General features: G+C 72.0%; 20 protein-coding genes. 9 read left to right on the top strand and 11 right to left on the bottom strand.

The genetic code is table 11. The annotated features are described in order from the left end of the window. The first annotated feature begins 28 nt into the window (after nucleotides 1-28). Complete coding sequence (locus ACN267_RS10215) at nucleotides 29-1,018, top strand: hypothetical protein (protein ID WP_281897988.1); 990 nt, start codon at nucleotides 29-31, stop codon at nucleotides 1,016-1,018. Nucleotides 1,019-1,192: 174 nt separating this feature from the next. Here the strand turns inward: ACN267_RS10215 and ACN267_RS10210 are convergent, their stop codons facing one another. From ACN267_RS10210 to ACN267_RS10200, 3 genes are all read right to left on the bottom strand, one after another. Continuing rightward, entirely contained in the window at nucleotides 1,193-1,789 is a 597-nt protein-coding gene (locus ACN267_RS10210) for a polysaccharide deacetylase family protein (RefSeq protein ID WP_281897986.1), read from the bottom strand. An 8-nt stretch (nucleotides 1,790-1,797) separates the two neighbouring features. Continuing rightward, complete coding sequence (locus ACN267_RS10205) at nucleotides 1,798-2,991, bottom strand: endo-1,4-beta-xylanase (protein WP_204960194.1); 1,194 nt, start codon at nucleotides 2,989-2,991, stop codon at nucleotides 1,798-1,800. A gap of 308 nt (nucleotides 2,992-3,299) precedes the next feature. Then, nucleotides 3,300-4,925: a glycoside hydrolase family 43 protein gene (locus tag ACN267_RS10200; RefSeq protein WP_421488503.1), complete on the bottom strand. Its 1,626-nt coding sequence runs from the start codon at nucleotides 4,923-4,925 to the stop codon at nucleotides 3,300-3,302. A gap of 245 nt (nucleotides 4,926-5,170) precedes the next feature. On the opposite strand from ACN267_RS10200, the gene ACN267_RS10195 reads away from it, so the two are divergent. The 5 genes from ACN267_RS10195 (at nucleotide 5,171) to ACN267_RS10175 (ending at nucleotide 10,535) form a co-directional block, all read left to right on the top strand. Continuing rightward, nucleotides 5,171-6,463, top strand: a complete 1,293-nt coding sequence (locus tag ACN267_RS10195; RefSeq protein WP_281897979.1) for an extracellular solute-binding protein — start codon at nucleotides 5,171-5,173, stop codon at nucleotides 6,461-6,463. Between the two features lie 55 nt (nucleotides 6,464-6,518). Continuing rightward, a complete protein-coding gene (locus ACN267_RS10190) occupies nucleotides 6,519-7,517 on the top strand; it encodes a carbohydrate ABC transporter permease (protein ID WP_421488502.1) in 999 nt (332 codons plus the stop codon). Further along, complete coding sequence (locus ACN267_RS10185; protein WP_204960190.1) at nucleotides 7,514-8,353, top strand: carbohydrate ABC transporter permease; 840 nt, start codon at nucleotides 7,514-7,516, stop codon at nucleotides 8,351-8,353. The genes ACN267_RS10190 and ACN267_RS10185 overlap by 4 nt, the downstream gene beginning before the upstream one ends. A 93-nt stretch (nucleotides 8,354-8,446) precedes the next feature. Then, on the top strand, nucleotides 8,447-9,433 hold the full coding sequence (locus ACN267_RS10180; protein WP_239485909.1) for a LacI family DNA-binding transcriptional regulator: 987 nt from the start codon (nucleotides 8,447-8,449) through the stop codon (nucleotides 9,431-9,433). Between the two features lie 361 nt (nucleotides 9,434-9,794). Beyond that, the gene (locus tag ACN267_RS10175; protein ID WP_204960188.1) at nucleotides 9,795-10,535 is read left to right on the top strand and encodes a cellulose binding domain-containing protein; all 741 of its coding nucleotides are present in this window, start codon (nucleotides 9,795-9,797) and stop codon (nucleotides 10,533-10,535) included. A 129-nt stretch (nucleotides 10,536-10,664) separates the two neighbouring features. Here ACN267_RS10175 and ACN267_RS10170 read toward each other — a convergent pair whose 3' ends face one another. The 4 genes from ACN267_RS10170 to ACN267_RS10155 form a co-directional block, all read right to left on the bottom strand. Then, nucleotides 10,665-11,129 carry a hypothetical protein gene (locus tag ACN267_RS10170; RefSeq protein ID WP_204960187.1) on the bottom strand — a complete coding sequence of 155 codons (465 nt, stop codon included), beginning with the start codon at nucleotides 11,127-11,129 and terminating at the stop codon, nucleotides 10,665-10,667. A gap of 58 nt (nucleotides 11,130-11,187) precedes the next feature. Next, entirely contained in the window at nucleotides 11,188-12,315 is a 1,128-nt protein-coding gene (locus tag ACN267_RS10165; RefSeq protein WP_421488501.1) for a glycoside hydrolase family 53 protein, read from the bottom strand. Nucleotides 12,316-12,474: 159 nt separating this feature from the next. Beyond that, the gene (locus ACN267_RS10160; RefSeq protein WP_421488500.1) at nucleotides 12,475-14,718 is read right to left on the bottom strand and encodes a M4 family metallopeptidase; all 2,244 of its coding nucleotides are present in this window, start codon (nucleotides 14,716-14,718) and stop codon (nucleotides 12,475-12,477) included. Between the two features lie 200 nt (nucleotides 14,719-14,918). Beyond that, complete coding sequence (locus ACN267_RS10155) at nucleotides 14,919-15,749, bottom strand: PIG-L family deacetylase (RefSeq protein WP_204960184.1); 831 nt, start codon at nucleotides 15,747-15,749, stop codon at nucleotides 14,919-14,921. Nucleotides 15,750-15,909: 160 nt separating this feature from the next. On the opposite strand from ACN267_RS10155, the gene ACN267_RS10150 reads away from it, so the two are divergent. Continuing rightward, nucleotides 15,910-16,533, top strand: coding sequence for a DUF1349 domain-containing protein (locus tag ACN267_RS10150; protein ID WP_204960183.1), 624 nt, complete (start codon nucleotides 15,910-15,912; stop codon nucleotides 16,531-16,533). Here the strand turns inward: ACN267_RS10150 and prfH are convergent. The 4 genes from prfH to sthA form a co-directional block, all read right to left on the bottom strand. Continuing rightward, nucleotides 16,493-17,167: a peptide chain release factor H gene (gene prfH / locus ACN267_RS10145; protein ID WP_204960182.1), complete on the bottom strand. Its 675-nt coding sequence runs from the start codon at nucleotides 17,165-17,167 to the stop codon at nucleotides 16,493-16,495. The genes ACN267_RS10150 and prfH overlap by 41 nt on opposite strands. Further along, nucleotides 17,164-18,312 carry an RNA ligase RtcB family protein gene (locus tag ACN267_RS10140; protein ID WP_421488499.1) on the bottom strand — a complete coding sequence of 383 codons (1,149 nt, stop codon included), beginning with the start codon at nucleotides 18,310-18,312 and terminating at the stop codon, nucleotides 17,164-17,166. The genes prfH and ACN267_RS10140 overlap by 4 nt, the downstream gene beginning before the upstream one ends. Nucleotides 18,313-18,510: 198 nt before the next feature. Then, nucleotides 18,511-19,722, bottom strand: a complete 1,212-nt coding sequence (locus ACN267_RS10135) for an ROK family protein (RefSeq protein WP_204960180.1) — start codon at nucleotides 19,720-19,722, stop codon at nucleotides 18,511-18,513. 148 nt (nucleotides 19,723-19,870) lie between these two features. Then, complete coding sequence (sthA, locus tag ACN267_RS10130; RefSeq protein WP_204960179.1) at nucleotides 19,871-21,274, bottom strand: Si-specific NAD(P)(+) transhydrogenase; 1,404 nt, start codon at nucleotides 21,272-21,274, stop codon at nucleotides 19,871-19,873. An 87-nt stretch (nucleotides 21,275-21,361) separates the two neighbouring features. On the opposite strand from sthA, the gene ACN267_RS10125 reads away from it, so the two are divergent. Together ACN267_RS10125 and ACN267_RS10120 are read left to right on the top strand one after the other, a co-directional pair. Next, nucleotides 21,362-21,649: a DUF1905 domain-containing protein gene (locus ACN267_RS10125; protein ID WP_421488498.1), complete on the top strand. Its 288-nt coding sequence runs from the start codon at nucleotides 21,362-21,364 to the stop codon at nucleotides 21,647-21,649. A 149-nt stretch (nucleotides 21,650-21,798) separates the two neighbouring features. Then, nucleotides 21,799-23,433 (top strand): LLM class flavin-dependent oxidoreductase, encoded by a 1,635-nt coding sequence (locus ACN267_RS10120; protein ID WP_204960177.1) that lies wholly within the window; start codon nucleotides 21,799-21,801, stop codon nucleotides 23,431-23,433. Nucleotides 23,434-23,496 lie beyond the last annotated feature (63 nt).

Genomic DNA, 23,496 nt, shown 5'->3' with positions numbered 1-23,496 from the left:
ACCGCTGGTCGAGCATCAAGGAGCCCAGGTGTCCTCACCCCATCAGCCGCCACCGGGCGGGACCGGAAGTCCCACCGGCAGCGAGAGCTACAGCGTCCACTACCCGCCCACCGAGAGCGAGTACGGGCAGATCAGTTACTCGCCGAGCGTCTACAGCCAGGCCAGTAACCCGCAGGTCAGCTACACCCCCAGCAACTACAGCCAGGACGCCCCGAGCACCTCGTCCATGCCGTCGGGCTACGGCCAGTACAGCGCGGCCGACTACCAGGCCGACGTGGGCCAGCCGTACAGCACGTCGACCTCCTCGGGTCGCAGCAGCCCCGGCCCGGGTGACTCGATCAGCGTCCAGTGGAGCGAGGGGGAAACCAGCGAACATTCGCTGGACAGCGGGAACCGGGTGATGACCCTGATCAAGGCGACCGGCAACTGGATCTACGAGAACGACGAGAAGATCGTCAACTTCGTGTCGATGGTCGCGTCGCCCGGGGTGCAGGGTGCCGCCGGGCTGCGGGGCAACGCGGTGGCCAACAGTGTGGGCCTGGCCCTGGCCGCCGGCCCCGGCGCGTACGTGGTGGGCAAGGAGGTGATCAACTCGCTGCGCAACGGCCAGCAGGGTGACCTGGTCCGGGCCGCCTACGGCGCGGTGGCCGCCGCCGGCGCGCTCACCTGGGGCGTCGGCTACGCGCCGGGCCAGGACACCACGGCCGGCAACGCCGGGGCCATCGTGCACGGTGTGGGCTCCGGGTTCATGGTCACCCGGGGCCCCCGGGAACAGCCGAGGCGCTCCCGGCAGGACACGGAGTCCCGGGGGGAGATCGCCGACACCGCCAGTTCGCACCGCAGGAGCGGGGTCACCTCCCGTAACCACACCTCCCGTAACCACACCTCCCGCACCAGCGGCCGGGACAGCGGCTCGTCGCACGAGTCGGTGAGCCGGCGCAACGTGTCCGACCGTACCCGTGACCACCACCGGCGCGGCGGTGGCGGCAGCAGCGGTGGCTCCGGGATCGTCCGGTAGGTCACGCCGGCCGTGACCGGCCAGGTCGGGGTGCCGCCGCGTCCAGCGACGTGGACCGGCGGCACCCCGACGGCGCGGTGGGCGGGCGGGCACACCCCGACCCCCCACACCCACCAGCCGCACCGGCCGTGGCCGGTCTGTCGGCCCGCTCCGCCGGGGCGGGCCGGCAGCGGGTCAATCGGCCGGCAGGGTGAACCGCCAGCGTCGTGCGCGCAGCACGGGTGCGACCCGGTCGACCGCCGCGACGCTCTGGCTGCGGTCGCCGCCGCCGTCGTGCAGCAGCACCACCGCGCCGGGGGTGACCCCGTCGAGCAGGCGGCGGACGAGTTCGTCGGTGCCCGGCGGCTCCCAGTCCCCGACGGCCAGCCGCCACCCGAGCGGTCGCATGCCCAGCGCGGCGGCCACCGCCGGGGTCGCCCCCCAGGCCCCGTAGGGGGCCCGGAAGTACCGGACCTTGGCCGCCGGCACGGCCCGCCGGATGGCCTCGTTGGTCTCCCGCAGGTCCGCCTCGATCCGCTCGGGTGACCAGGCGGACATGTCGTCGTGGTGCATGCTGTGGTTGCCCAGGTGGTGGCCGTCGGCCACGATCCTGCGCACCACCTCGGGGTGGGCCTCGACCTGCCCGCCGCAGAGGAGGAACACGGCCGCGATCCGGTGCCGCCGCAGGACGGTGAGCAGGCGCGGGGTGTCGGTGGGGTTCGGGCCGTCGTCGAAGGTGAGGCTGACCGTCCGTCCGCCGCCCCGGGCCGCGTCGAGGATGTCGGCGACCACCGGCCGGCCTACCGGCGCGGCTTCGGCGTGGCCCGCATCCGCACGTACGGCGGTCCGGCGTAGATCAGGTCGGCCTTCATCAGCTGGTACGACCGCTTGGGCTGGTAGTTCTCGTCGTAGATGGTGGCCAGGCCCTGCGGCGGGTCGTCGAAGGTGCCGGGCACCCAGGAGTGCCGGTCGGTGAAGCCCCAGACGGTGAACGACAGGCAGCGCGGCTCGGCCAGGCAGGCCTGCAACAGCACGTGGAAGTTCGCCGCGGACGCCTGGAGCCGGGGGTTGATCTCCTCCGAGTCGCCGGCCTGCACCCCGTCGGTCAGCCGGCTGCGCACGTCGACCTCGGTGAACGCGGTGGACAGTCCCAGCCCGGCGAACCGGTGCAGCGCGTCGGATACCTGGAGGGTGTCGTAGTTGCCGTACTGGGTGCCCAGGTGGCCCTGGCTGCCGACGCCGTCGATCGGCACGCCCCGGGCCAGCAGGCCCTTGACCATGTCGTAGACGAACTGCGTCTTGTCGTTGGCCGGGTCGCCGGAGCCGAACGCCTCGATGTTGTAGTCGTTGTAGAACAGCAGGGCGGTCGGGTCGGCGGCGCGGGCCCAGCGGAACGCGTCGGCGACGTAGCCGGGGCCGAGGTGTTCGGCCCAGAATCCCTTGTAGTGCAGGGTGGACGGGGTGTCCCAGGGGTCGCTGACGGCCTCGTTGACCACGTCCCACTGCCAGATCTTGCCCCGGTAGCGGCTGGCGACGGTGGTGATGTGCCGGCGCAGGATCGACCGCAGCTCGGTGTTGTCGATGGAGCCGTCGGCCACCCCGTCGGTGAGCCACTTGGGTAGTTGGCTGTGCCAGACCAGCACGTGGCCCCGGACCTTCTGGCCGTTGCGCCGGGCGGTGGCGACGAGTTCGTCGGCCGCCGACCAGTCGTAGCTGCCCCGGGTGGGCTCCAGCGACTCCCACTTCATCACGTTCTCGGCGGTGACCGTGGAGAACTCGTCGCGGACGATCTCCCGGTAGCGGGGCTCGGCGGGGTCGGCGAGGGCGGCCATGTCGACCGCGGTGCCGACGTACAGGCCGTGGCGCTGGCCCAGGGCGCGCAGGCTCTGCGCGGTCGGGTCGTACGGCCGCTGCGCCGTGGCCGGTACGGCGTTCAAAACACCGGCGGTCGCGACGGCGACCAGTCCGGCAGCCATCCACCGTCTGAGCATCATCTGCGTTCCTTTCCCGAGGCCCGTCGACGGGTCGACGGCGGCGAGGTGGGGCAGGGGTGCGGTGCGGCCACCGATGCGCGCGGGGGACGGCCGCGCCGGAACCTACCGATAGTTCACTATCGATTTCCGGAAGTCGACTGGAACGTTACGAGCGCAGACCCGCCGGGTCAACCATCGATACTTCCGGAACTCCTGGTCAGGCCGCCGACGCCGAGTCGCAACGTTTCGACGGCGACGGGCTCCGGGCACGACCACGACCGGCTCCACCGGAGCCGGTCGTGGTGCGGTCGGTCGTGGTACGCCGGCGGTCAGTGCTCCCGGTAGGTGGCCCGGTCGAAGTCGGCGTACCCGCCGTCGCCGCCGAGATCCTGGACCCAGAGCCCGAGGAACGCCCCGGTGAACCCCCACGCGGCCGGCTCGCCGTCGATGATCAGGGCGGCGTGCTCGTCGGAGAGGATGGTCGCGTCCAGCTCGACCGGGAGCTGCTGCCAGCCGGCGCCCAGGTCGTAGCCGAAGCGCACCACCGGACCGTCGAACTCGGCGCGCAGGCCGACCCGGGTGACGCCGCCGGTGTCCACGGTCAGCTCCGGGTGGGCGGTGCGCCGGCCGTTGTCGGAGCTGAGCAGCTCCAGCACGGTGCGGCCGTCGTCGGCCCGGGTCAGGTAGAGATGGTGCCAGTTCAGGGTGTTGTAGTACGCGGTGATCCCGGCGAGCTGACGGTGGTCGACCGGGTCGAACTCGACGACGGTCTCCAGGGCGCACCGGGTCGCGCCGACCCGGCGGGCGACCAGGCTGGGGGCCTGCCGCCCCACCGGTGACTGCCCACCGTGGACCCGCAGGTGCGACGGCCGGGCCCGCAGGTCGATCCAGTCCGGGGCGGCCGGCCGGCGCAGCGTCGACCACGCCGGGCCCAGCTCGTCGGTGTCGAAGTCGTCGGTGTCGGGTTCCGCCGGCCACGGGTGTGCCGGCAGGTCGGGGGCGTCGACCTCGTCGGCGGGCACCCCGCCGGGAATCCGGGGCCAGCCGCCGGTGGGCCACTCGACCCGCTGGATCGCCGTCTCCCGGCCCAGGACGCAGCTGCCCAGCGGGGAGTAGGGGCGACCGACCAGGTGGGCGAGGTACCACCCGCCGTCGGGGGTGCGGACCAGGCTGCCGTGGCCGGCCTTCTGCAACCGCAGGTCGGGTCGGCCCACCGAGGTCAGCAGCGGGCCGTCCGGGTCCACCTCGTACGGTCCGAACAGCTCGCGGGAGCGGGCCACGGTGACCTGGTGCTCCCAACTCGTGCCGCCCTCCGCGGTGATCAGCCAGTACCAGCCGTCGTGGCGGTAGAGGTGCGGGCCCTCGGTGACCCCGACCGGGGTGCCGGTGAACAGGATGCGGGGCCGGCCGACGAGGCGGCGCGTGGCCCGGTCGTACTGCTGGATCTCGATGCCGCCGAAGCGGTCCCGGCCGGGCCGCCAGTCGGCGCTCATGGCCAGCAGCCAGGTGGTGCCGTCGTCGTCGTGGAACAGCGCGGCGTCGAAGCCGCGCCCGTGCAGCTTCACCGGGTCCGACCAGGGGCCGGTGATGTCGGGCGCGGTGATCAGGAAGTTCTGCGGATCCCAGTAGCCGCTGGCGAAGCTGGCCACGTCGCTGTAGACGAGGTGGAACTGCCCGTCGTGGTAGGTCAGGTCGGGTGCCCACACGCCGTTGGAGTCGCCGCAACCGCGCAGGTCGAGCAGGCGGCGGTCGGTGATGATCCCGCCGAGCGGTCGCCAGTGCACCAGGTCGCGCGAGTGGTGCAGGCGGACCCCGGGGTACCACTCGAACGTCGAGGTGGCCAGGTAGTAGTCGTCGCCGACCCGCAGGATCGACGGGTCCGGGTGGAACCCGGCGAGGACGGGATTGCGGATCGACCGGGCAGCGGTCGCCACTTCAGCGGTGTCGGTCGACACGTGCACTCCTCGGGGCAGCTCTCGAAACTTTCGAAATCAGGTCCGTGCTCGGTGAAGCCCTGCACACGCTAGCCGTTTTCGCCGCGATAGGACAGAGGTCTTGACCCGCGTGGAAACAACTCGTAGCGTGCCCGCCATCGATCGGTAATACCGGCGACGCTCTGAAAGTTCCGGAGATACACGTTTCGAATCCCGCCGGCCCGGCCGGCGCCCGAGCACCTCGTGAGTCCCTGAAGGGATGGATCATGACAGCGCACCTCTCCCGCAGATCGCTGCTCGGCCTCGTCGGCGCCGGTGCCGGCGCGTACCTGCTCAGCGGCTGCAGCGACGACGCGTCCGACGACCCGGACGCGCCCCAGACGATCAACTGGTGGCATATCCAGAACACCGAGCCGATGCTGCCGGTCTGGGCGGCCGTGGCCCAGGAGTACCAGGGCGCGCACAGCAACGTGAAGATCGAGATCCAGCCGCTGGAGAACGAGGCGTTCAAGGCCAAGCTGACCACCGCCACCCAGGCCGGCTCCCCGCCGGACCTGTTCCAGTCCTGGGGTGGCGGGGTGCTCAAGCAGCAGGTCGACGCGGGCCTGGTCAAGGACCTCACCGAGACCGTCGCCCCGTGGAAGGACACCCTGCTGCCGCTGTCCCTGGAGCCGTACACGGTGGACGGCAAGATCTACGGGGTGCCGTTCGACATCGGCATGGTCGGCTTCTGGTACAACAAGGACCTCTTCGCCCGGGCGCAGATCACCGCGCCGCCGGCCACCTGGGCCGAGCTGCTCGACGTGGTCCGCAAGCTCAAGGCCGCCGGGATCACCCCCGTGGCGCTGGCCGGCAAGGACAAGTGGCCGGCCCACTACTACTGGGCCTACCTGTCCATGCGCATCGGCGGCCTGGGCGCCCTCCAGCAGGCCGCCAAGGACAAGAACTTCGATACCCCCGACTTCGCGGCAGCCGGTGAGCGGCTCAAGGAACTGGTCGACCTCCAGCCGTTCCAGAAGGGCTTCCTCGGTGCCGAGTACGGCTCCCCGGACGGCCAGGCGGCCACCATGGGCAACGGGGGCGCCGCGCTGGAGCTGATGGGGCAGTGGGCACCGTCGGTGCAGGCGTCCAGCTCGACCAGCAAGAAGGGGCTCGGCGACAAGCTCGGCTTCTTCCCCTTCCCGGCCGTCGACGGCGGCAAGGGCTCGGCCACCGAGGTCTTCGGCGGTGGCAACGGCTTCGCCGTCGGCAAGGACGCCCCGCCGGCCACCATGGACTTCCTCAAGACGCTGCTCAGCGTCGACGTCCAGCGCCGGAGCGCGAAGACCGGCGCGGTGCTGCCGACGGTCAAGGAAGCCACCGACGCCATCGCCGACCCGAACAACAAGATCGTCGCCGAGAGCCTGGCCGCCGCCACCGGCTTCCAGCTCTACCTCGACCAGGCGTACCCGCCGGCCGTCGGCCAGCAGGTCAACGACAGCGTCGCCGCCCTGGTCGCCGGCAGCAAGTCACCGGCGCAGATCCTCAAGGACATCACCCAGGTGGCGAAGACCCAGTAGTGACGTCCCACCCCCACCGATCACCAGCCGCCGGCGAGAACTGAGTGGAGCAGGCATGACCACGCCATCGATCCTGTCGAACGCGGGACCCGGCGGCCGAGTGACCGGACCGGCGGGGCCGGGGCCGGGCGGCGTACGCCGTACCGGCCGCCGGCCCCGGCCGGGCCGCCGCCGTGCCCTGGCCATCTTCCTCACCCCGTCCCTGCTGCTGTTCCTGGTGCTGGTGCTGGCGCCCATCGTGGTGGCCAGCTACGCCAGCCTCTACAAGTGGAACGGCTTCGGTCTGCCCGAGAACTTCATCGGGCTGGACAACTACACCCGGGCCTTCGCCGATCCGGTGTTCCGGGGCGACCTGTGGCACGGCCTCGTGCTGATCGTGCTCTCCCTGGTGGTCCAGTTGCCGGTCGCGATGGGCCTGGCGATGCTGCTCAACCAGCCGCTGCGGGGACGCGCCGTCTACCGGGTGATCTTCTTCGCCCCGTACGTGCTCTCCGAGGTCACCACCGCTGTCCTGTTCAAGCTGGTGTTCTCGCCCAACCGGGGGTTCGGTGACGCGATCTCCCGGTTCCTGGGGGCCGACGCGGGGGCCGTCTTCGCCGACCCGGACACCGTCCTGTACGCCGTCTTCCTGGTGGTCTCCTGGAAGTACTTCGGCCTCTACATGATCCTCTTCCTGGCCGCCCGGCAGAACATCCCCAAGGAACTCAACGAGGCGGCGGTCACCGACGGGGCCAGCGCGTGGCAGGCGTTCCGGCACGTCACCCTGCCGCTGCTCGGCCCGACCATCCGGATCAGCGTGTTCCTGTCGGTCATCGGCACCATCCAGCTCTTCGACATGGTCTGGGTGCTCACCGGCGGCGGCCCGATCCACGCCTCGGAGACCATGGCCGTGACGATGTTCCAGTACGGCTTCCGCCGCTTCGAGGTCGGCTACGCCAGCGCGATCAGCATCATCATGTTCCTGCTGAGCCTCGTCTTCGCCCTCATCTACCAGCGCATCGTGCTGCGCCGGGACACCGAGGGCGCCCTCACCGTCCAAGGAGACCAGCGATGACCAGCCCGGCGAACCCGGCCCAGCGGGCCCGCCGCCTCCTGCTGCACCTCATCTCCATCGCCGTCGGCGCGCTCATCGTGGTGCCGGTCTGGTTCGGGGTGATCGGCGGGTTCAAGGACAACGGGCAGCTCTCCACCAACCCGCTCGGCCTGCCCGACCCGTGGGCGCCGAGCAACTACCTCGACATCGTCACCGCCGGGGTGTTCTGGCGCAACGTGGGCAACAGCGTCTTCATCGCCGTGGCCAGCACGTTCGTCGTGGTCGCCGCGGCGGCGATGGCCGCGTACGTGTTCGCGCGGTTCGCCTTCCGGGGCCGGGAGTTCCTGGTCACCATCTTCGCGATCGGGCTGATGTTCCCGTTCGCGGTGGCGATCCTGCCGCTGTTCATCCTGCTGCGTGGGATGGGGCTGCTGGACAACCCGCTCGGGGTGATCCTGCCGCAGGCGGCGTTCGGCCTGCCCATCACCATCATCATCCTGCGGCAGTTCTTCCGGACCATTCCCGGCGAGGTCGAGGAGGCGGCGACCCTGGACGGCTGCGGCCCGTTCGGCTTCTTCTGGCGGGTGCTGCTGCCGATGGCCCGTCCCGCCCTGGCCACCGTGTCGGTGCTGGCTCTGGTGAGCAGTTGGAACAACTTCATGCTGCCGCTGGTGGTGTTCACCGACCAGAGCTGGTGGACCCTTCCCCTCGGCGTCCAGGCGTTCCAGGGGCAGTACTCCGACGACACCGCGAAGGTGCTCGCCTACGTCGTGCTGTCGATGATCCCGGCGCTGGGCTTCTACGCCATCGCCGAACGTCAGCTCATCGGTGGGCTCTCCGGCAGCGTGAAGGGGTGACCCGGACCTGCTGCGATAGCCTTCTGCGACTGTAGTTCCCCGACCGAAAGGGCGACCGTGGGCTCCGAGAACGGCAGGAACGTCACCATCGCGATGATCGCGCGGTTGGCGGGCGTCTCCGTGCCCACGGTCTCCCGGGTGATCAACGGTCGGTCCGACGTCGCCCCGCAGACCCGGGAACGGGTGGAGGAACTGCTCACCCGGCACGGCTACCGTCCCCGCTCGGCGGCGCGACGCACCCAGTCCGCCCTGATCGACCTGGTCTTCAACGACCTGGACAGCCCGTGGGCCGTGGAGATCATCCGTGGGGTGGAGGACGTCGCGCAGGCCAGCGGGGCCGGCACCGTCGTGTCGGCCATCCACCGGCGCACCTCGTCGGCCAAGCAGTGGCTGGACAACATGCGCACCCGCTCCACCGAAGGGGTCATCTTCGTGACCTCGATGGTGGAGCCGCCGTTGCAGGCGGAGTTGCGCCGGCTACGGCTGCCGGTGGTCATCGTCGACCCCGCCGGGGTGGCCCCCCAGGAGGCCCCCACCATCGGCGCCACCAACTGGGCGGGCAGCCTGCGCGCCAACCAGTACCTGCTCGGCCTCGGCCATCGGCGGATCGGCTTCATCGCCGGCCCGCCGCAGCTGATGTGCAGCCGGGCCCGGATGGACGGCTACCGGGCCGCGCTCGACGCCGCCGGCCTCGCCATCGACGACCGGCTGGTGCGGCCCGGGAACTTCTACCACGAGTCTGGCTACACCGCCGGCATGCACCTGTTGGGTCTGCCCGAACCGCCCACCGCGATCTTCGCCTCCAGCGACCAGATGGCGCTCGGCGTCTACGAGGCGGTCCGCAAGCGTGGCCTGCGGGTGCCCGACGACGTCAGCGTGGTCGGCTTCGACGACCTGCCGGAGGTCCGCTGGTGTTCGCCGCCGCTGACCACGATCCGTCAACCGCTGGCCGAGATGGGCATGCTGGCCGCCCGTACCGTGCTGCGGCTGGCCCGGGGCGAGACGATCGAGAGTCCGCGGATCGAACTCGCCACCGATCTGGTCGTCCGCGACAGCGCCGCCCCGCCGCGTAACCGCTGATCCGACCCGTTCTGGGCGATCGGTCGGACGGCGGCGCGGCACGCCCGTCCGGCTGGCACGCCGGCCGGCCGGACGGGCATTGCATCGACACTCATCGAATGCCAGACTGTTCTGACGTCGTCACGCTCGGGAGCCAGCGTGACCACTCGTGCGCCGATCCGTCGGACACGCGGGGCGACCGCGCCACCCCGCGCCGGGCAGTCCGCGACGGTGACCACCGGCCGGTCGCCCCGCCCGTGTCGTCCGGCACCACCCGGTCCACGGCCGCCGTCGGTCGCGCAGAGATCACCCACCCCTCACCGCCCGGCACCCCAGGCCCGTCCCGGCCGCCGGTGCCCCCGCAACCCTCTCGGAGGTACGGATGCTCCGCACGCTCGGCGTGGTGCTGGCGACCACGACCCTGACCCTGGCCGGTTGGGCCGGCACGCTCACCGGCGCCCAGGCCCAGCCGGCGCTCTCGGCCACCCCCCTTCCCACCCCCACCTACGCCTGCCCCCCGGCGCTGCCGGTCTCCGGGCAGTTCGTGTCGGCCAGCGCCACGAGCATCACCGTCCGGTACTCGATGATCATGACCCCGCCGTGCGGCTACAACCCGCCGATGACCCTGGTCCTCTTCGCCAGCCGGGAGGACGCGACGGCGTGGCTGAACCCGGTGGCCTCGGCGGTGTCCGGCCCGGAACGGCAGGGGGACATCACGGTCACCGGGCTGACCCCGGACAGCGACTACTGGTACCGGTTCAGCGCCGGGGAGAAGCACGACCCGTACGTGCTCAACGGGCCGGTCCGGACGCTGCCGGCCGGGTCGGCGTCGTGTCGGGCGACGATCACCATCGACAACCGTTGGACCGGCGGGTACGCGGCCACGGTCACCGTACGCAACACCGCCGAGGAGACGCTCAACGGCTGGCAGGTCACCTGGCGGTGGTTGGGCGACGAGCGCATCTCGGCCCTCTGGAACGGCGTGCTCACCATCTCCGGTGCCGACGTCACGGTGCGCAACGCCTCGTGGAACGGGACGCTGGCCCCGGGTGGCAGCACGACCTTCGGCATGCTCGTCTGGACCAACGCGCCGGGCCCGCTGACGCTGAACTGCGGCCGGTGACCGTCGGCCGGCGGGTGACGGTCGTGTCGGCGCGCGGGCACACCACACGGCACTGAGGCGCACACCGGTGTGCCGCCACCCACCCGGTTGGCGGCACACCGTCGGTCCGGCACGCCACCCATCGACCCGTCAGGCGGTCAGCGACTGCCTGATCCGCGCGTACTCGGCGGCCATCTCCGGCGTGGCCAGGAAGTCGTCGAGCGCGGCCGAGACCCGGTAGTCGACCTCCTCGACCGAGCGCAGGGCGAGTTCGTGCAGCTCGCCGCGCCGGTGCTCCTCCAGGTAGCTGGTCCAGTGTTCGAGGGCCGACAGGGCGATCAACAGGCCGGGATCCATGTCGCCGTCGGCGAGGATGCCCTCGTCGATGCGGTCGAGGTGGGCGCGCAGCTCGCTCGCGTCGGCCGTGGTGATCCGCTCCCGCGCGGCGGTCAGCGCCGCCCAGGCGTCCTCGTCGAGGTCGTCGGTACCGGCCTCGTCGATCAGGTCGGCCTCCAGTAGGCGGGTGACGGTCGCCAGCCCGAAGGCGTGCAGGGCGTCCTCGTCGGCCGCGTCGACCAGCTCACGGATGGCCGCTTCGCACTCGTCGTATCGCACCGCGCCAGGGTAGTGCCCGGTCGGCGGGCCACCGACGGTGGCCCGCCGACCGTCCGGCCTACGGCCGCCAGCGGATGTTCGGGTTCACCTGGCCGGTCCAGTTGAAGATGGCCATGTTGTCCCACTGGTTGCCGGTGCCGTTGATGTTCGCCGGGTCCCAGCCGTTGCCGGGCACCGCGTACCAGGTCGGTTCCCAGTAGAAGACGCCGATCGCGCCGGCGTTGCGGGCGGTGTCCTGCACCCAGGAGAACTCGGTGGCCTGGCCGGTCCAGCTCGCCTGGTGCCCCGCGCAGGGTTCGGTGCCGTTGATCGCGTTGGCCTCGTAGTCGGCGTTCGCGGCGGTGAACGGGTACGCCGTCTCGGTGAGCACCACCGGTTTGCCGTACCGGGTGCGGACGTCGGTGATGACGTTGAAGAGGTTGGCCAGCGTGCCGTGCCACATGCAGTAGTACGACAGGGCGGTCAGGTCCCACTGCACGCCCTTGGCCCGGATGCCGTCGTAGAACCAGCGGGCGTGGTCCATGCTGTCCGCGTTGGCGGTGTGGATGATCACCTGGGTGCCGCCGTTGCACGCCTTGGTGGCCTGGTAACCGGCCTTGAGCAGCAGGCTGAGGTTGGTGAAGTCGTTGTTGACGACCTTGCCGTCGTTCCACAGCATGCCGACGTTGATCTCGTTGCCGATCTGCACGCTGTCCGGGGTGGTGCCCTGGTTGCGCAGGCTGGTGCACACGTCGTAGGTGTAGTCGTAGACGTCGGTCTGGAGCTGGCCGATGCCGTGGTTGGCCCAGGCGGTCGGCTTGTACTGCTTGCCCGGGTCGGCCCAGGTGTCGGAGTAGTGGAAGTCGATCATCAGCTTGAGGCCCTTGGCCTTGACCGTCCTCGCGTACGCCAGCACCTTGGCCTTGTTGTTCCAGCCGCTGGCCGGGTTGTTCCAGACCCGCAGCCGGACGTAGTTGACGCCGACGCCCTTGAGGATGTCGAGCGGGTCGCGGGCGGTGCCGGCCGCGTCGTAGTACCGCGCGCCGAGGTCCAGGCTGCGCTGCACGGAGGAGACGTCCGCGCCGAGCATGGTCAGCGTGTTCGCGGCCGACGCCGACGTCGGCGGGCCGAGCAGGGCGGCCGGCAGGGCGACCGCCGCGAGGAACGCGACGGCCCAGGCCCGCAGGCGGGAGCGGTACGGAGTCATCCGGACCTCCTCGGTGGTGGGGTGGTGGTGGGGGAGCTGCCGGCGTCGGGACGGCGACACCAATAGATAGACATGACTATAGCGGGGTGGGTTCGGGTCGCCGACGCGTGAGCGGGCCACCCGGGAAACCCCGGATGGCCCGCCCGTGTCGCCGATGCGTCAGAGGTTCAGGCTCCAACTGTTGAGGTAGCCGGTGTCCAGGCTCGCCGCGTCCTGCACCCGCAGTCGCCAGGCGCCGTTCGCCGTCTCCGAGGAGAGGTTCACGGTGTACGTCTGGTCGATGTTGTCGGTGCTGCCTCCGGAGCGGTTCTGCAGCGTGTACACGCTGCCGTCCGGCGCGATCAGGCTGACCACGAGGTCACCGATGTAGGTGTGCACGATGTGCACCTCGACCTTGCTCGCGGTCGACGGGGTCGCCGCGCAACCGCTGATCACGATGGTGCTCTGCACCGTCGAGTTGTCGGCGATCGGCACGTCGGTGCCGTTGCTGCCGGAGCAGCCCGGCAGCCCGTTCACCGTCACGTTCAGCGTGGTCGTGCGGGCCACCGAGGGGGCGGTGCCCACCACCGTGATCGGCACCGTGCCGCTGCCGGCGGTGGCGGCGGCGGTGACCGTGACGGTGGTCGACCCGCCGGCGGTGACCGAGGCGGGGGAGAACGACACGCTCACCCCGGCCGGCAGCGGGCCGGTCGAGAAGGTGACCGTCTCGGCGGTGCCCCGGATGACCGTGGTGCTGACGGTGGCGGAGCCCGAGGTGCCCGGGTCGAGGGTCAGCGTCGGCGGGGAGACCGCGACGGTGAAGTCGTTGGCGGCGCACGACTCGGTGCCGGTGACGTTCACCGCGGTCCAGGCGGCCATCACGGCCTTGTACTCGGTGCTGCACAGGCCGTACAGGTCGGTGGCGGCCGACAGGGTGTGGATCCGCGCGGTGTTGGTCGGCTGGGCGGTGTTCACGTAGCGGGTGTTCGACACGAAGTACGCGTCCAGCGCCCGGAACCAGATCTTCTCCGCCTTCTCCCGGCCGATCCCGGTCACCGGCGGGGCCGACCCGCACAGCGGCGAGGTGCCGTACGGGGTGACGCCGGAGCCCTCGGCCAGGTTGAAGAAGAAGTGGTTGGCCACGCCCGAGGAGTAGTGCACGTCAAGGCTGTTGGTGCTGGTCGACCAGCAGCCGTGCGACGAGCCGTCCAGCGTCGGGTTGTACATGTAGCGCAGCGGCGCGCCGGTGCCCCGGATGTCGATCTTCTCGCCGACCTCGTAGTCGCCGGGGTCGACCGGGGTGTTCGCGTAGAACTCCACCATGTTGCCGAAGATGTCGCTGGTGGCCTCGTTCAGGCCGCCGGACTCGCCGGAGTAGGTCAGGCCACCGGGGACCACGTTCTCGGTGACGCCGTGGGACATCTCGTGGCCGGCGACGTCGAGGGCGACCAGCGGCTTGGCGTTGCCCGTGCCGTCGCCGTAGGTCATCTGCGCGCCGTCCCAGAAGGCGTTGACGTACGCGTTGCCGTAGTGCACCCGGCTCGGCACGCCGGTGCCGTTGCCGAAGATGCCGTTGCGCCCGTGCACCTCGGTGAAGTAGTCGAAGGTCGTGGCCGCGCCGAAGTGCGCGTCGACGGCGGCGGACTGCCGGTTCGAGGCCGCGCCGGTGCCCCACACGTTGTCGGCGTCGGTGAAGGTGGTGCAGGTCGACGTGCCGTTGTTCATGTCGCAGGTACGGCCGTTGCCCCGGGTCGGGTCGATCATGCTGTAGGTCGACCCGGACAGGGTGGTGTCGATCGCGACCGGGCCGGCGTAGATGCTGTTGCCGGTGCCGACGACGGACTCGATCTCGTCGTAGGAGCCGATCCGGGCCCCGGTGAGCGCGTCGCTGATCACGTGCAGCTTCGAGGGGGTCTGCCCGTCGGGCGCCCAGCCGGACACCACGGTCTCCCAGGCGAGCCGGCCGGTCCCGCTGCTGGCGTCGACGAACAGCTCCGCCGCGCCGGTGCCGGTGATCCGGCCGGAGAACGCGGTGGTCGCCGCCTTGCTGGCCTTGGCGGCGCTGACCTTCGGGGTGGTGGCGAGGCTCAGCGGCGCGGCCAGGCCGACCGAGCTGCCGGCGTAGTCGCCGTCGGCCCCGGTGCGGATGACGACATCCCCGCCGTAGACGCGGAGCCCGTCGTAGGTGCGGGTGTAGCGGACCGTGCCCCGGCCCTGGGCGTCGCGCCTGCTGCTGTGCACGGCGTAGCGGTCCTTCGCCGACGACCTGACGTCGCGGGAGTGCTCCTTGAGCGCGGTGTCGGCGGCGGCGACCAGCGATGGTCCCGCGGTGGGCGGCGGAGCGGCGGACGCGCCCGTGGTGGTGACCACGAGACCACTGCCGACCAGCATGGTGACGCCGGCCAGCGCTAGGGCTGATCTCAAACTGACCTCCCCGATCCGAGATGCTTTCGCATCTTTCGATGACGCGATCATCGTCGGCTGTGGAGAGTCTGGGAAGACGGTTGTCGATGGATAACCATACCGAGTTGTCCATCTTTCCGAAGTGATGGCCGGCGGGTCACCCCCCGGGGTGTTCCGTCCCGGTTACGGCTGGAACACCCCGGCAACAATCGCCGGATCGGTCAGCGCAGACCGGCGAACAGGTCGTCCTCCGGCAGCGCCGCCCCGGTGGTGTCGCGGACCCGGACGAAGGTCTCCCGGCCCATCAGCTCGACGAACCGGTCCCGGCCCATTCGCAGGAAGAAGATGTTCTCGGTCTGGCTGGCGTGGGCGGCCAGCGCGTCGAACTTCTGGTTGCCGTAGCTGCTGGTGTCCACCCAGGTGGTGATCTCGTCGTCGGGCAGGCCGAGCTGCGGCCCCGGTGCGTCCTGCGCGTCCGGCTCGGCCCACTCGACGCCCAACTCCTTCATCACCCGGCCGAACTCCGCGAACGCCGTGCGCGGCACCGTGGTCCAGTAGACCTTCGCCGGGATGTCGGTCATCTCGACGGCGGCCATGGTGATCCGGTGGGCCTGGATGTGGTCGGGGTGGCCGTAGAAGCCGTTCTCGTCGTAGGTGACCACCACGTCCGGCCGGTACCGGCGGATCAGCTCCGCCAGCCGCTGCGCCGCCTCCGCCACCGGCGTGGTCCAGAACGCGCCGGGCGACTCGTTGTTCGGCCAGCCCATCATCCCGGAGTCGGCGTAGCCGAGCGTCTCCAGGTGACTGACCTTCAACGCCGCGCAGCTGGCCTCCAACTCGGCCTGCCGCATTGCCACCACCGCCGCCGGGTCGTGCCCCGGCTCGCCCGGCTTGACCCCGCCGGGGCCGTCGCCGCAACCACCGTCGGTGCAGGTCACCAACACCGTCGTGATGCCCTCCGCTGCATACCGGGCCAACACGCCACCGGTGCTCGTCGCCTCGTCGTCCGGGTGCGCGTGCACCGCCATCAGGGTCAGACCTCGCTCTACCATGCCCTCACCCTAGGCGGCCCGACCGACGACGGTGCGTACCGGCCCGGTGGGGGAGCCGGGGGTCGGCGTCCGCCGGTCCCGCTGTTCCCGGTCGCGCACCGTCACCCGGACGCGCCACCGGGGCGACGCGCGTGGGGGGCCGCGGCGGATAATGGCTGTCATGACCACCACCCGCACCGTCCCGGGTCTGCCGTTCGCCCTGTCACCCTCGCCCGAGGCGGCGTGGACGATCGTCGAGGCCGACGGCGTGGTGACCGGCTCGGCGGCCCCACGCAGCGACATCTTCATCGACCCGGCGGCGGGTGACCCGGTGGTCGGGGCGACCCTCGACGCGGCGACCCTGCTCGGCCTGCCCCCCGACGGTGACTTCCAGTTCAGCGCCCGGGTCACCGTCGACTTCGCGGCCACCTACGACGCCGGGGTGCTGCTGCTCTGGGTCGACGAGCGGCACTGGGGCAAGCTCTGCTTCGAACTCTCTCCCGACGGCGAACCGATGATCGTCTCGGTGGTCGCCCGGGGCGTCGCCGACGACGCCAACGCCTTCGTCGTCGACGCCCGCACGGTCTGGCTGCGGGTGTCCCGGATCGACCACGCGTTCGCGTACCACGCCTCGGTCGACGGGCGGACCTGGCGGATGGTCCGCTACTTCGGCATCGACGGCGCGGCCACCGCCGCCACGATCGGCCTGGAGGCGCAGTCGCCGACCGGCGACGGCTGCCGGGTCGTCTTCGACGACCTCCGCTTCACCCGCGACCGGCTGACCGACCTGCGGAACGGCTCCTGACACCGGCCCCGGTCGCGGCGGGCGGCCGGGGACGTTCGACCCGCACGGCGTCGCCCCGGACGAGTTCGTCGTGCAGGCGTCGGCGGGCGGCGGTGACGGCGCGGCCGGCACGCGCGTCACCCTCGGCGAGACGCTGCCGCAGCAGCCGCAGCGCGGCGGCGCGGTTGAGGCTGAACTGCCGTTCGCTGTCGACCACCACGACGGTGCCGGAAGGGCGGTGGGTCGCCCGCGCCGCCGTGCTGGCCTTGTTCCGGTGCTGACCGCCCGGTCCACCGGTACGGCAGGCGACGACGTACACGTCGGCCTCGACGAATGCGGTGCTCGGGGTGTCCACCCGGCACGGTCGGGCGGTGACGTACCAGTTCTTCCGACCGGTCCCCGGCCGGTACGGGCTGGGCGCCTGCCAGCACAGGGTGCCCGTCCACCCGGCGGCGAACGTCGCCGCGTCGGGCCCGTCGAGCCGGAGCAGGACCGACCGGTAGGTGCCCGGTCGGTCGCCGGCGACGGACTCGACCCGGTGGCTGTCCACCCCGTGCCGGGCGGCGTCGGCCGCCAACCGGCCCAGCAGCCGGGCCACCGCCCACTCGCACTCCTGTGGACCGCGCCCGGCCGACAGGAGCAGGTGGACGCTCACCTACGACCCCGCCGACGCTCGTCCCGGCGGTCCGGCCCGAGGTCGGGCGTCTTGTAGGTGACCAGCGGGACGGTGCTCGCCACCGGGGTGGCCAGGTCGTGCGCGACGAGGTCGGCGATCACCTGCTCGATGCGTTTGTAGGCCGTCGGCGCCTCCTCGAACAGCAGTTGCCGGTCGCCGCACACCACCAGCGAACCCACCGGCGTACGCCGCAACTGCGCGACGGTGTGCTTGGCGCGGCCCCGGCGCAGCGCGTCGGCGCGGGACATCTTCCGCCCCGCGCCGTGCGCCACGGAGTGGTTGGCCGCCGGGCCGGCGTGCCCGGCCACCAGGTACGACGGGGTGCCCCGGGTACCGGCGACCAGCACGTCCCGGCCGTCGCCCGGGGCCGCCCCCTTGCGGTGCAGGTACTCGCCGTCGCGGACCTCGACCAGGTTGTGGCACTGGTCGACGACCGGCTCGGTGGGTTCGGCCCCTAGGGCGTGGGCGACCCGGGCGGCCAGCACCCGCCGGTTGAGCGCGCCCCAGCGGACCGCCTCGTCGTGCCGCGCCAGGTATCCGGCCGGGTCGGGGGCCGGCCCCGCGCCGTGGGCCTCGGTGTGCGCCCGCAGGATCCGCTCGCCCAGGCCCCGCGACCCGCTGTGCACGACGAGCACGAGGTCACCGGCGACGAGCCCGAGCCGGTCCGTGTGGTCCGCCGCGAGGACGGTGTCGATCCGGGCCAGTTCGACGAAGTGGTTGCCCCGACCGACCGTGCCGAGCCCTTCGACGTGACCGGCGGGCGGCCCGCCGGGCGCGACGGCCCAGACCGGGTCGTCGGGGTCCGGCGACCGGTCCAGGTCCGGGAACCGGGCGGCGATCCGCTCGGGTACGGCCCGCTTCAGGCCGATCGGGAAGACGGCTATGCCGCACCCGATGTCGGAGCCCACCAGGTGCGGGTAGAGCACGGTCGAGGCCATCGCCGCGCCGATCGGGGCGCCCTTGCCCGGGTGCAGGTCGGGCATGGCGGCGACGCGCCGCATGCCGTCGAGTGCGGCCACCTGGTGGCACTGCCGCACGGCGTCGGACTCGATCCAGCTCTCGGGGGAGGCGAAGACGGTGACGGTGGCCGTGGTCGGGGACGGCGGGGAATGCTGTGCGGACACGAATGCTCGTTTCGGGTGACGGGAACGACGGACGGCACGCGGCGGCACGATGGCAGCCGGCGGCACGATGGCGTGCGGCGGCGCCACGGCGCGGTGGCGCGGCACGGGCGTGCGGGATGCGGGGGTGTCCGTCAGTACGTCATGCCCGTCAGCCTGGCCCACCGGACCGCTTCCGCCAACCGGTTTTCGGCCGGCCGCTCAGCCGACCGGCGTCCCCAGCGGGTCGGCGAGCAGCCGGGTGAAGCCGAGTTCCGCCGCGCCGACCAGGGTGGCGTCGTCGCCGAGGGCGGACACCCGCAACCGAGCCCGGGTACGCGAGACCGGCAGGACGTTGACGGCGATCCGCTCCCGCACGTGCGCCGCCGAGCCCCGGTACACCTCCCGCAGCATCCCGCCGAAGATCACCATGCCGGGGTTGAACAGGTTGATCACGTTCGCCACCCCGATGCCGAGCCAGTCGCCGACGGTCCGCAGCGCCTCCCGGGCCGCCGGATCGCCCCGGTCCGCCGCGTCGACCACCTCGCGGACCGCGTCCCGGCCGATCCGGTCGCCGGGCCGACCGGCGGCGTCGAGCAGCGCCCGCTCGCCGACCTCCGCCTCCAGGCAGCCGCGTGAGCCACACCCGCAGGGTCTGCCGTCGTACGGGTTGACCAGCATGTGACCGACCTCGGAGCCGTACCCGCCGTCGCCGCCGAGCAGCTCGCCGCCCACGATGATCCCGCCGCCGACCCCGACGTCGCCGTGCAGGTAGACCAGGTTGTCCACCCCGACACCCACCCCGCGCCGGTGCTCGGCCACCGCGCCCAGATGGGCCTCGTTGCCGACCAGGACCGGCAGGCCGAGATCGAGCCGGCGGGCCAGCTCCGCGCCGAACGCCTGGTCCACCCAGCCCATGTCCGGCCCGAAGCGCACCATCCCGTCGCCCGGCCGGATCATCCCGCAGTACGACGCGCCGATCCCGACGCAGGCCGCCCCCGACGCCGCCGTGGCGTGCAGCTGCCGGCCGAGGTCGGCCAGCACCCGCACGACGGTGTCCAGGTCGACGCCCGCGCGGGCCCGGCGCGCCTCGCGGCGATCCTGGATCGCCCCGCCCAGCCCCACCCGGGCCGCGACCAGCCGGTCCACCGCGATGTCGAAGGCGATCACGTAGACCCGGTCGGCGGCCGGCCGGACCATCAGGGACGGTCGCCCGGCCCGCCCGGTCAGCTCGGCGGAGTCCTCCCGCACCAGGCCGGCCGCGACCAGTTCCGTGGTGAGCGACAGGACCGTGCTGCGGTTGACGCCCAGCCACTCGGCCAGGCCGGCCCGCGACACCGGGCCACCGAGATGCACCCGCCGCAGCAACGCCCCGAGGCTCCGGCGACGGCTGTCACCCGGCGACTGCCCGTCCACTGTGGGACTTCTCGGCATCACGGCGGGCCCTGTCGATCGGCTGCTGACTACCCGTCGAGCGTAGTTGCCGACCTGCCGTGCGTCACCCCGCGTGCCGGGGCCGGTGACCGTCCCCACCCACCGGTGCGGGTCCCGCAGGATCGCGGTGCCCGCACCGGGCGGCGGGTCAGCCGTCGATCCGGGTGATGTTGCGGATCTTGTTGGCCGCGTCCAGGGCGGCGACCTTGTACGCCTCGGACAGGGTCGGATAGTTGAAGACCGTGTCGATCAGGTAGTCGACCGTGCCACCGCAGCCCATCACGGTCTGCCCGATGTGGACGATCTCGGTCGCGCCGGTGCCGAACACGTGCACCCCGAGCAGCCGGCCGTCCTGCGGGGAGACGAGCAGTTTCAACATGCCGTACGAGTCGCCGACGATCTGCCCCCGGGCCAGCTCGCGGTAGCGGGCGATGCCGACCTCGAACGGGGTGGAGCTGTTGGTCAGCTCCTCCTCGGTCTTGCCGACGAAACTGATCTCCGGAATCGTGTAGATGCCGATCGGCTGCAACTCCTGGAGTTCGCGGGCCGGCTCGCCGCAGGCGTGCTGCGCGGCCATCCGGCCCTGCTCCATCGAGGTGGACGCCAACGCCGGGAAGCCGATCACGTCACCCACCGCGTAGATGTGCTCCACGCTGGTGCGGTAGTGCTCGTCCACCGCGATCCGGCCACGCTTGTCGGCCTCCAGGCCCGCCGCGTCCAGGGCCAGGTCGTCGGTCTGCCCCTGCCGACCGGCCGAGTACATCACCGTGTCGGCGACGATCTTCTTGCCGCTCTTGAGGACGCACAGCGCCGCGTTCTGGTGCTTCTCCACCGCGGCGACCTCCTCGCCAAAGCGGAACGTCACCGACAGGTCACGCAGGTGGTACTTCAGCGACTCGATGATCTCCTCGTCGCAGAAGTCGAGCATCCGGTCCCGGCGTTCCACCACGGTCACCTTCGTGCCCAGCCCGGCGAACATCGAGGCGTACTCCATGCCGATCACGCCGGCACCGACCACCACCATGCTGCGCGGCACGGCCTGCAGGTTGATCACCCCGTCGGAGTCGACGATCGTCCGGTCGTCGAAGTCGACGCTGTCCGGGCGGGCCGGCCGGGTGCCGGCGGCGATGACGGCCTTGTCGAAGGTGATCCGGGTGTCGTGGCCGGAGCCGCCGTCCACCCAGATCGAGTGCGGGTCGGCGAACCGGCCGGTGCCGGTGATCAGCGCGACCCGGTTGCGGGCAAGCTGGTTGCGGATCACGTCGGTCTGCCGCTCGATCACATGCTGGGTGCGGGCGGCCAGGTCGGCGACGGTGATCTCCTCCTTGACCCGGTAGCTGCTGCCGTACAGGTCCCGCTGGCTCAGGCCGGTGAGGTAGAGCACGGCCTCCCGCAGCGTCTTGGAGGGGACGGTGCCGGTGTTGATGCACACCCCACCGATCATGTCGCGGCGGTCCACGATGCCGACCCGCCTACCGAGCTTCGCGGCGGCGATCGCCGCCTTCTGACCGCTGGGCCCGGAGCCCAGCACCAACAGGTCGTAGTCATACACGGCACCTAGCCTCGCAAGGTGCCGCAACTTCCGCCAGTCGTGATCGTCCCGGTGGCCGGGACGGGGCGCTGTTCCTATCCTGACCCGGTGGAACTGGCGTTCAGCGGTGAACTGTGGTGGTGGAAGGGGCCGGCGCCCTGGCACTTCGTCACCGTCCCCGACGACGAGTGCGCGGCGCTGTCGACGGCGTCCGCCGCGGTCAGTTACGGCTGGGGCATGGTCCCGGTCACCGCCCGGATCGGGGCCACCAGCTGGCGGACCTCGCTGTTCCCCCGCGACGGGCGCTACCTGGTGCCGGTGAAGACCCGGGTGCGGGCGGCCGAAGGGCTCGCGGTGGGCGACCGGGTGGCCGTGCACCTCACCGTCGACGTCTGAGCACACCGGCAGCCCGCCCCGCGCGGACCCGAAACCCGCGACCGCCAGGCGGGTGGGCGCAGGTCGGCGCTACGGTGGGCCGGTCGCCCCACCGCGCCGGGCCGCCGGGCGACGCCGCACGCGACGAGGGGACAGGTGACGGCGACGTCATGACCGACTACGGACACGAGCTGCTGTTCGGCGGCTTCCTCACCCCGGACGCCCGGCAGCCGGAGCAGGTCGTCGCCCGCGCCCGGCTCTGTGAGCAGGTCGGCCTGGACCTCGTCACCTTCCAGGACCACCCCTACCAGCCGGGTTTCCTCGACACCTGGACGCTGATGTCCTACCTGGCGGCGGCGACCAGCCGGATCAGGTTGGCCGGCAACGTGCTCAACCTGCCGCTGCGGCAGCCGGTGGTGCTGGCCCGCAGCGTCGCCAGCCTCGACCTGCTCAGCGGCGGCCGGGTCGAGCTCGGCCTCGGCGCGGGCGCGTTCTGGGACGCCATCGAGGCCAACGGGGGCCGACGGCGCACCCCCGGGCAGGCGGTGGACGCCCTCGACGAGGCGATCCGGATCATCCGGGAGGTGTGGGCCGCCGACCGGCGCGGCGGGGTACGCGTCGACGGCGAGCACTACCGGGTGGTCGGCGCGAAGCGCGGCCCCGCCCCGGCGCACCCGGTGGGAATCTGGGTCGGCGCGTACAGGCCGAGGTTGCTGCGGCTGGTGGGGCGGACGGCGGACGGCTGGCTGCCGTCCCTGGCGTACCTGCCGAACGGGCCGGCCGACCTGGCCGGGCTCAACGCGCTGGTCGACGAGGGCGCGGCGGCGGCCGGGCGGGACCCCGCCGGGGTACGGCGGTTGCTGAACGTCTCCGGTCGGTTCACCGGCACCGGCGCGGGCTTCCTCGACGGGCCGCCCCGGCAGTGGGTGCGGGAGCTGACCGACCTGGCGCTGGAGCACGGCACCTCCGGGTTCGTCCTCGGCACCGACGACCCCGCCAGCATCCAGCTTTTCGCCCAGGAGGTCGCCCCCGGCGTCCGCGAGCTGGTCGCCGCCGAGCGGGCCGGCTCGACGTCGGCCACCCCGCCGCCGGGGGAGCCGACCGGCACGGCGGGGCCGACCGGGGCGACAGAACCGTCCGGGGCGACGGGACCGGCGCAGGGGCGGCGGGAGACGGTCCGGGCCGGGGGCGTGGCGGGGCTCGCGGTCACCCCCACCCCCGCGCCGCAGGTACGGCACAGCGACCACCGGCTTTGGGACGAGTCGACCCGGCCCGTCGCCCCGCCCGCCCCGGCCGGGTACGTCTACTCCCCGCAGGCCCAGGCCGTCGGCGGGCACCTGGTCGATGTGCACGACCACCTGCGCCGGGAGTTGGGCGAGATCCGCGACCTGCTCGACCAGGTCCGCCGGGGGGTGGTCTCCGCCGGGGACGCCCGGGGCGCGCTCAACCGGATGACCCTGCGGCAGAACAACTGGACGCTGGGGGCGTACTGCGCCGCCTACTGCACGCTGGTCACCCAGCACCACGGGCTGGAGGACGACGCGATCTTCCCGCACCTGAGGCGGGCCGATCCGGGGCTGGTCCCGGTGATCGACCGGCTGGAGCAGGAACACGTCGTGATCCACGAGGTCGTCGAGGGTGTCGACCGGGCCCTGGTCGCGCTGATCGGGGACCCGGGGCGGCTGACCGGCCTGCAGCAGGCGGTGGACGTGCTCACCGACACCCTGCTGTCGCACCTGTCCTACGAGGAACGGAACATCGTCGAACCCCTGGCCCGGTACGGCTTCTTCCCCGGCCAACTCTGAGCGGCCGGGGTCACCGCGGTGCCGGCCGGGCCCGGCGACGGGCGGTGCCCGGCGGGGAACGTC

Source organism: Micromonospora sp. WMMD734 (genome assembly GCF_049178975.1).
GTDB lineage: Bacteria > Actinomycetota > Actinomycetes > Mycobacteriales > Micromonosporaceae > Micromonospora > Micromonospora wenchangensis.
Note: the sequence above shows the minus strand (reverse complement) of the source record. Positions and strands in the feature narration are given on the sequence as shown.

Bases quoted from the DNA above. Each gene is read 5' to 3' on its own strand.
- ACN267_RS10180 (WP_239485909.1), top strand. From the start codon at position 8,447: ATGATCGCGCGGTTGGCGGGCGTCTCCGTGCCCACGGTCTCCCGGGTG.
- ACN267_RS10175 (WP_204960188.1), top strand. From the start codon at position 9,795: ATGCTCCGCACGCTCGGCGTGGTGCTGGCGACCACGACCCTGACCCTG.
- ACN267_RS10190 (WP_421488502.1), top strand. From the start codon at position 6,519: ATGACCACGCCATCGATCCTGTCGAACGCGGGACCCGGCGGCCGAGTG.
- ACN267_RS10135 (WP_204960180.1), bottom strand. From the start codon at position 19,722: ATGCCGAGAAGTCCCACAGTGGACGGGCAGTCGCCGGGTGACAGCCGT.
- ACN267_RS10205 (WP_204960194.1), bottom strand. From the start codon at position 2,991: ATGATGCTCAGACGGTGGATGGCTGCCGGACTGGTCGCCGTCGCGACC.
- ACN267_RS10165 (WP_421488501.1), bottom strand. From the start codon at position 12,315: ATGACTCCGTACCGCTCCCGCCTGCGGGCCTGGGCCGTCGCGTTCCTC.
- ACN267_RS10185 (WP_204960190.1), top strand. From the start codon at position 7,514: ATGACCAGCCCGGCGAACCCGGCCCAGCGGGCCCGCCGCCTCCTGCTG.
- ACN267_RS10120 (WP_204960177.1), top strand. From the start codon at position 21,799: ATGACCGACTACGGACACGAGCTGCTGTTCGGCGGCTTCCTCACCCCG.
- ACN267_RS10150 (WP_204960183.1), top strand. From the start codon at position 15,910: ATGACCACCACCCGCACCGTCCCGGGTCTGCCGTTCGCCCTGTCACCC.
- ACN267_RS10155 (WP_204960184.1), bottom strand. From the start codon at position 15,749: ATGGTAGAGCGAGGTCTGACCCTGATGGCGGTGCACGCGCACCCGGAC.
- ACN267_RS10195 (WP_281897979.1), top strand. From the start codon at position 5,171: ATGACAGCGCACCTCTCCCGCAGATCGCTGCTCGGCCTCGTCGGCGCC.